The organism is Herbivorax alkaliphila (assembly GCF_030848475.1).
In the GTDB taxonomy this organism is placed as follows: Bacteria; Bacillota; Clostridia; order Acetivibrionales; family Acetivibrionaceae; genus Herbivorax.
The window spans coordinates 42,117-49,598 of record NZ_JAVDDS010000030.1 but is presented as its reverse complement, the minus strand read 5'-3'; the positions used below and the strand labels follow the sequence as shown (position 1 = coordinate 49,598).

General features: G+C 29.6%; 4 protein-coding genes. All 4 read left to right on the top strand.

Annotated features, from left to right (window positions below):
• Positions 1-1,996 (top strand): WD40 repeat domain-containing protein (locus tag RBH29_RS11740; protein WP_306697023.1); only part of this gene is annotated, 1,996 nt, incomplete at its 5' end.
• Between the two features lie 113 nt (positions 1,997-2,109).
• Positions 2,110-4,266: an HD domain-containing protein gene (locus RBH29_RS11735; protein WP_306697022.1), complete on the top strand. Its 2,157-nt coding sequence runs from the start codon at positions 2,110-2,112 to the stop codon at positions 4,264-4,266.
• A gap of 218 nt (positions 4,267-4,484) precedes the next feature.
• Positions 4,485-5,642, top strand: a complete 1,158-nt coding sequence (locus RBH29_RS11730; protein WP_306697021.1) for an aminotransferase class V-fold PLP-dependent enzyme — start codon at positions 4,485-4,487, stop codon at positions 5,640-5,642.
• Positions 5,643-5,718: 76 nt separating this feature from the next.
• Positions 5,719-7,470: a hypothetical protein gene (locus RBH29_RS11725; protein WP_306697020.1), complete on the top strand. Its 1,752-nt coding sequence runs from the start codon at positions 5,719-5,721 to the stop codon at positions 7,468-7,470.
• Positions 7,471-7,482 lie beyond the last annotated feature (12 nt).

Sequence of the window (7,482 nt, the reverse complement as noted above, 5' to 3'; positions counted from 1 at the left end):
AGAAAACCTATCAACAGATTTTTCAGGGTCACTTATTACAAGAAAAAGCATATTTCCACAAGGTCATTTAGATGACATACATACTGGAGTGTATTCAGAAGATGGGAAAAAAATACTTACTGCTTCATCTGACAATACTATAAAAGAATGGAGTGTAAATACAGGTGAATGTATCAAGACATATACTGGTCACACTTTATATGTGAATAGTGCAGTGTATTCGATAGATGGGAAAAAAATACTTACTGCTTCATCTGACAATACAATAAAAGAATGGTGTGTAGATACTGGTGGATGTATTAAAACCTATACTGGTCATACTGACTGGGTAAATAGAGCTGTGTACTCAAAAGATGGCAGAAAAATTTTGTCTATTTCATCGGATAATACTATAAAAGAATGGTATGTAGGTGAAGAAAGATACATTAAGGAATATGAGGTGAAAAGCTATGAAACAGAAACTGATGAGTTTTTTTCGTATATATTTAAAATCTATACAGGTCATCCTCGAGATTATAAAACAATTGCTTATTCAGATGATGGGAAAAGACTTCTTTATACTTCATATGACAATATAATAAAGGAATGTCTAATAGATACTGGAGAATGCATTAAAGAATACAGAGGTCACTCACATATTGTATTAAGTGCAGTGTATTCAATATGTGGCAAAAAAATACTTTCAGCCTCTTATGATCACACAATAAAAGAGTGGAGAATAGATACATCTGAATGCATTAAAACATATAAGGGTCACACTGATTTTGTACATAGTGCAGTGTATTCAGAAGATGGGAAAAAAATACTTTCAGCTTCATCTGACCATACTATAAAGGAATGGCTCGTAGATACAGAAGAGTGTATAAAAACCTACATAGGTCACTTGCATACAGTAGCTAGTGGGGTGTACTCAAAAGACGGCAAAAAAATACTATCTGTCTCAGGTGATCAGACTGTAAAGGAATGGTTTGTAGATACAGCTGAATGTATCAAAACTTATAACGGTAACACAAGGAGAGTTGAAAGTGCGGTATATTCGCTAGATGGTAATAAGATACTTTTTACTTCAGATGATAATACTATTAAAGAATTGAACATAAAAACAGAAAAATGTGATAAAGTTTACATAGGACACTTGAATTGGCTGAGAAGTGCTGTATATTCGAAATATGGCAAAAAAATACTATCGGCATCAAAGGATAAAACAATAAAGGAGTGGGATGTAGAAACAGGAGAATGTATTAAAACTTATGAAGGTCATACTAAATGGGTAACAAACGCAGTATATTCAAACGATGAGAAAAAAATTCTTTCTGCTTCCTATGATAACACAATAAAAGAGTGGGATGTTGAAAGTGGCAAATGTATAAAGACATATGAAGATCACTTAAGTTACGTATCACACGCAGTGTATTCCGATGATGGCGAAAAAATACTATCTGCTTCTGCCGATCATACAATAAAAGAATGGAGAGTAGAAACAGGAAGGTGTATCAGAACCTATAATGGTCATACGCGATGGGTGAAAAGTGCAGTTTATTCAGGATTTGGTAAAAAAATTCTATCTGCTTCAGATGATGGTACCATAAAGGAATGGAGTGTAGATACAGGAGATTGTATTAAAACTTACAAAGGTCATAAAGGAATAGTAAATAGTGCAGTATATTCGAAAGATGACCAAAAAATCTTATCTGCTTCCATTGATAATACTATAAAGGAGTGGAGTGTAGAAACAGGAAACTGTATTCATACCTACACAGGTCACACTAATTGGGTAATGTGTGCAGTATATTCAGAAGACGGTGAAAAAATTCTGTCTGGATCACATGATGGAAGTATAAGGATATGGAGGGTTGATTCTGGTGATTGTATAGCAGAATTTAAAAATGTTCCCGGTCTTTACTTATATGGTTGCAATTTTGCAAACCTTCATCCCGAGAGTAAGCTTACTGATGAAGAAATAAAAATATTAGAATCATATGGTTTAAAATTTTAATCAAAATAGTGAGAAGATAGAAGTTTGCAATTTTTTTCTTGAAAACTCGTATCACATATAGTAACATAATTTGTATATAAGTCTAACTATATTTATATTTGGGGGAGGCAATAATGGCAAAACTTAGAGATTTTTTAGATGATGATCATAGAGAATATTTACAAAACAAAGTAATTCCTTTTTGTCGTGAATTATGGGGAAAAGACGAAAGATATCCCCATTATAACATACATGGGCTAGAGCATTCAGAGAGAATTGAAGCTCGATTAGACAAGTTGTTTACTGACAGGCATTGGAGTCAAGAAGAAGCTATGATTTTGCTTTTGGCTATTTATCTACACGATATAGGTATGAATTCAGATAAGATAGAAGAATTCATTTCAAAGGGTGAGCGACCTCAATATTTTAATGAAAAAACGCTAGAAAATATTAGACTTAAACATGGAGAATTAAGTTCTGATTTGATAACTGCTCTTCTTGATAAAAATCGAATACTTAATAAACAACTCTCTTTAGAAATACCCGATGAATACCGAGACTTTTTTGAAAATGCTGCAAAATTAGCACGATACCATTGTGTGAATGAGGATACTTTCAAAAATGCATTCGAAAATCAAAGAGTACCTACTGACCTTAAGTTATTACTATACATTCTAAGAATTGGAGATTCTTTAGATTGTGACTATAAAAGGGTTAATGTGAATTGGTTTAAAAGAAATGTACATTTAATGAATAATACGATTAATGAGAATTGGTGTAAAACAAATGTAGAAATCGTAAAAGACAAATATCACCCTTTATCTCACTATTATGTAAAAGAAATTAAAATACAAAACTCAAATATAATAATTCATTTTAGGATACCACCAGGAAATTCAGATTTCTGCAATGCACTTATTAAATGTGTTAGACACAATATATCTAAAAATATTAGTGAAGCAACGGAATGTTTGAAGAATCATAATATTGCTATTCCCGAAATTAAAACAGAATGTGAGTGTTTCAATAATGTTGTAGAATCTTTTGATTGGGATGATAAAATTTTTGAATATGTTAATAATAAGGCTAGCAAAATATCTGACAATTATGGGGTTAGCTGCAAGGCTTACCCGAAAGTTATTGTATCTTCATGTTATGATACTGAAAAAGAATATAACTTTGCGTTTAACTTAACTCAAAAATTAAGAGACTTAGGTATTGAGGCTGATATAGATCAATTCAATGAATATAGTGATGAAAAAGGATTGGAGAATTGGATAAGTAAATGTATTAGTTCAAATTATAAGTTTTTAGTTATAATGACTAAGAGATATTGGGATAGACTGAACAATAAGACATTAAATCAAGTTGATTACTGGGAGTCATTTATTTCTAACGACCGTTTAGATAATCTCAATAAAGAAAAGCGCTTAACAATACTTGCTGGGGATGAATTATTTAAAGAAATTGATTCTAGATTTCATAATTGCACTATACCTTTTACTAAAAATTGTGAAAAAATAGAAAAGATTGATTCATTACTTTTGAAAATTTCACAAAACTACATAGATACAACTAAAAAGTATGAAAAGGCAAAAGAAAGGTCTAAGCGTACCCTTGATAATAAAAGTAGAAAATGCTGTAATAAATTTGAAAATAAAAAAATCTTACGTAATAACTCAAGGCAATACAATAGCTTTTTAAATTATATACAAAAACTTCAGGTTAAAACGAATAAAAGTCTATTTGATTTAGAAGGAAAAAAAGTTATAGACTCTGTAGTTGAACGCTTTGCTGTGACCATTGGAAGAGAGGTTGAAAATGAAGTGCTAAATGTAATATCTGAGGTTACAAAATACCCTAAAGAAATGCTTGGGGAAGAAATGGAAATGGAAACTGATTTAGGTATAGACTCTGTAAAGCAGGCAATTATATTTTCGTTGATTGAAGAAAAATTTAAATGCCCCCTAAAATATATAAATACATCTGAACACAAAACAATAGGTTCTATTATAAATTTCGTTCAAGAAACTAATGAAACTAATAAAAATTTAAAAGAGGTTGAAAATGAAGTGCTAAATGTAATATCTGAGGTTACAAAATACCCTAAAGAAATGCTTGGGGAAGAAATGGAAATGGAAATTGATTTAGGTATAGACACTGTAAAGCAGGCAATTATATTTTCGTTGATTGAAGAAAAATTTAATTTCCCCCCAAAATATATAAATACATCTGAACACAAAACAATAGGTTCTATTATAAATTTCGTTCAAAAACATAGTTTAGATTAGTTATAAAAAAGAATATGGTTTGAATTTTAAAAATATTCATCTAGCGAGTAACCTTACTGATGAAGAAATAAAAATATTTAAATCATATGGGTAAAAATTTGAGCATATTTATAGAAGAAGATGATAAAAAAGCTTACATAATTCTTGAAACCTTTTAGATATAATGTTATATTATTCTAAAGGGTTTTTATTATTTAACAAAGAATAGAGGTTTTACCTTGATATATTTTGACAATGCTGCAACAACTTATCCAAAACCTGATATAGTATACTGCACTATGGATAATTTCTACAGAAATTATGGATTTAGTGCTGGGCGTGGTCAATATCCTCAAACTGTGCAAGTTAGCAAGGTGATTACAGACACTAGAGAAAAACTTAAAAAACTTTTTAATTGTTTACCTCATCAGGAAGTTGTGTTTACATCATCTGCTACAGAGGCTATTAATATTATATTACAGGGTATTGACTGGAGTAAAATAAAAAATGTGTACATTACACATTTTGAGCATAATGCTGTATTAAGAGTGTTGCACCAGATAAAAAACATTAATATTAACTATATAAAAACAGAAAAAGAAGTAAAAAATAATAAGGTCTCATTATCTTTTGATTTAGAAAACATTAAGTATCAGTTTCAAGATAATAAGCCTGATTTAGTTGTAATGACACATGCAAGCAATGTATGTGGTTTAGTTGTACCTATTGAAGAAATAGCATCATTAGCAAAAGAATATGATGCATATGTAGTTGTAGATTGTGCTCAAACGGCAGGACTATTAAACATAAATTTTAACAAACTGCGTGCAGATCACATTATTTTTGCAGGTCACAAAACTTTGTATGGACCACTTGGGATAGCAGGATTTACTGTTAGCAATAAAAGCAATTTAAAGCCATTAATGTATGGTGGTACAGGAGTGGATTCTGCAAATATGGAGCTTCCCATTGAGATTCCACAAAAATTTGAAGTGGGAAGTCAAAATACTTATGCTATTGCAGGGCTAAATGCATCCCTTGATTGGATAGATAATATAGGAAGGGTTAATATAGAAAATAAAGAGAAAAAGCTTTTTTATGATATGTTAAGTGTTTTTGAGCAATATCCTAATATTACTGTTTTTTCTTCTGCATCAAAGGATAAACAACTTGGGATACTATCCTGTACATTTGAAGATTATCAAAGTGGTAGTATCGGACAAGTATTAAGCCAAAATAATATTGCAGTTCGTACAGGCCTTCATTGTGCTCCTGAAGCACACAAATTTATGGGAACTAGTCCTGGGGGAACAGTAAGGTTTAGTTTAGGATATTTTAATGACAATAATGACATAATAAAGCTAAATAATATAATAGAGCAAATCTGTTATAGTTAAATTTAAAAGTAATTAATAAATATACATAGATAGTTGAAGTTTATAAGTATTAAAACAAATTAACTGGGGGATAGCCATGAGCACAATAAATAGTTTTGTTTACTACTTAAATTCAATGAATAATGCAAATAGTAGTAGTGAGAATGCATTAGCAGAATCACAAATATTGACGGAGTACTATGACAAAATACGAATAGATAGAAGACTTGGAGAATATATATATCAGTTGTTATTTGACGATAAGCCATCTGCTGTAATTCTAACAGGACATGCTGGTGACGGCAAAACAAGTGTCCTTGTGCAAATACTTAACCAATTAGGTTATTTTGACGTTAAAAAACCTTTAAAAGAAAGAGAATATGTTAATGACAGATTATTTTATGTAAAAGATATGAGTGAGTTAAGCAGTGAAGTTCAAGGTATTGTATTAGAAGAATTTTTATTAGCTCCCTCAAAAAACTTCTCATCTATTTTGATTTCAAATACAGGTCCTTTAATCAACACTTTTAAAAGAATATTAAAAGATAATAACAAAGACGAAGAAGAGATTGATAATTTTGAAATGAAAATATTAGATTTATTAGATAAATCAGATGATGATTTTGGAAGTATAGATATAAAAGGTGAGGATTGTAAATTTAGAATTATAAATATGGCACAAATAGAAAACACATACTTTGTCAAAGAAATTATTGAAAAAATACTAAATGAGGAACTTTGGGAAAAGTGTCAAGAATGTAATGTAAAAGAATACTGTCCTATTTATTTTAATTATAAAACAATGGATAAAAATAGAGATCGAATTATATCATTTATTGAGAGGTTATATCTATGGTTTTTTGAAAATCAATCTAGACTTACAATACGTCAGATGTTATCCCACATATCTTTTTCTATAACAGGAAATCTAAACTGTAATGAAGTTCATTCTAAATTTGAAAATAGTAGAGAGGGAATTTTTGATTATGCTTTTTCAAATTTGTTTTTTGGATATAAGGGATACAAATTCATAAAAAACAGTAATAACATTAAGGCAATAAGAGAACTAAGAAAGCTTAATTTAGATGAAATTGCTTTAGTAGAGGATTATAATCTTTTTGTAAAAGAAGAATTTGATATATTTGATAATGAAACACAGGATCTATTAGAAACTACACTTAAAAATAATATAGAAGCTTTAAGTATTGAAAATGAAGGTTCAGTCAAGTTAAGAAGATCTTTTAGACGGTTTTATATACTACTTAGTAACTTAGAAGAGGAATTTGAATTTCTAATTAGCCAGGTATTTTCAGATACATTTAATATGTATTTTGATCTTAAGAAAAAGAAATCTTTAAACTACAATATAAAAGCTAAACTAAAGGATATCATTTTTGAAGCCCTTTATAAGATTTACTTAGGGATACATCCTATAGATAGTGACAAACTATATCTTACATTAAAGAAAAATTATGACGATACTCAAAATGTTCAGTTAATATTAGGAGAGTTAAGCAAAACAGACATTGACATATTGCAAAAACAAATACCTGATATGATTACTGAATCAGGTAAGTCATATGAAACATTTATTAAGTTTGGAAGCAATGTGCCTTTGTATAAACTAGACCTTCAAACTTTAGACTATTTCAATAAAATAAGAGAAGGTGCTATTTTTACAAGTCTAAATCCAAGTTTTACATTTGGTCTTATGAAGTTAAAAACAAATTTAATTAGACACTATAGATATAATAGTGATGAAGAGATTAAGCTATTAGTTATAAGAAAAAATAAGATTGACAAAATAATTTTAGCTGTAGAAGAAAACACCTTACATGCTAACATATAAAGGAGGGACATT